The organism is Wolbachia pipientis, from assembly GCF_023661085.1.
In the GTDB taxonomy this organism is placed as follows: domain Bacteria; phylum Pseudomonadota; class Alphaproteobacteria; order Rickettsiales; family Anaplasmataceae; genus Wolbachia.
In genome coordinates this window covers 1-1,306 of sequence record NZ_JAHDJT010000171.1, presented here as the reverse complement: position 1 = coordinate 1,306, position 1,306 = coordinate 1, and the positions used below count along the sequence as shown (strand labels likewise).

At 33.2% G+C, this 1,306-nt stretch carries 1 pseudogene; it reads left to right on the top strand.

The features are described from left to right. Positions 1 to 1,173: pseudogene (locus DM84_RS05935) on the top strand (AsmA-like C-terminal region-containing protein); the annotation flags it as partial. Positions 1,174 to 1,306: the final 133 nt, after the last annotated feature.

Sequence of the window (1,306 nt, the reverse complement as noted above, 5' to 3'; positions counted from 1 at the left end):
AATGTGATTGGTGGCAGATTCAGTGTACATAACCTTAACGCGGACAAATACGATTATTCATTACTCAGTAATTTATCTAAAATGAAATGGTTGAAAAATTCGAAGTATGATGTAAACATAGAAACCAGCGTTAGTGATTTTACGCTAAATGATACAAAAATTGAATACTTGGGTTTTTTGCTGAAGATAGAAAAGGGCAAGCTAGTTGCAGATAAGATAAAACTATCAGGAGAGGATTTTGATATCACCGGCGACATGAAAGTATTAGTGGACAAAAAATACATCAAGCCTTTGTTAGATGTGAACCTTACGGGCAACAAATTTAATGGCAGTATCTTAAAATTACCGAATTTAATAGAGGTGAGAAGAGATTCAAAAAGTAAGATAAACCAGATTCGATGGTCAACAAAGCAGCTTGATTTTTTAGATGACAAAAAAGACTTTGATGCAAATGTGCAAATTAATGTTGCAGAACTTAAGGATGAGCAGAATATTTTGAAGGACTTTAATTTGAATGCAGTGATGATAAATAACATCATTACCGTTAAAAAAGTGGATTATGCACTAGGACATGGACAAGTGTCTTTTCAGGGTTATTTAAGGCCAAATTCAATGTATATAAAGTTTTTCATAGCAAATTTAGACACTAAAAGGGTTGGAAAGGCTATAGGAATTAATAATGTAAATGGTCAGATAAGCTTAAATGGCGCAATTAAAGCTCAAGGAAAAAGCTTTAATGATTGGGCTAATAATTCGTCAGGGGAAATTAATTTGCAAACACGAGGAATAGAATTTACTAACGTGGATTTTAATTCGTTCATTACTAATTTACTAAGCAGTAAAAGTAAATCTGAAGTTTCCACGCTTGCTAACGTCGGTATATATAATGGTAGTACATTTTTTGAAAATGTTAGCGGAAAAGCAAGCATTAAAAATGGTATATGCTCAACTAGTTTACAATTTGGAATTAATCAAGCGTCAGGGTCTACTTCTTCTAATCTAACCTTATCTAATTTCACTTTAGTTTCTTTATCCAGATTTTTCTTCATTCCACCAGGCTGTAGTAGTCCAGTTTATATTGATATGCACTTGGATGGCCCTATTTGGCGTCCTAAGATGAGTTTTGATGAAGACCAAATATTTACTACCCTGAATAGAAGTCAAAAGTATTAAATGTGTTTTGTTGCCCAAATAGCTGTCTAAGCCATGGAACTAAAAAACTACTTGACAACTTTTGCCGTGACCCTTATCATAGTACTGAAGCTATTTGTTTAACTTCCCAATCTGTACAGGTTAAAATGACAAG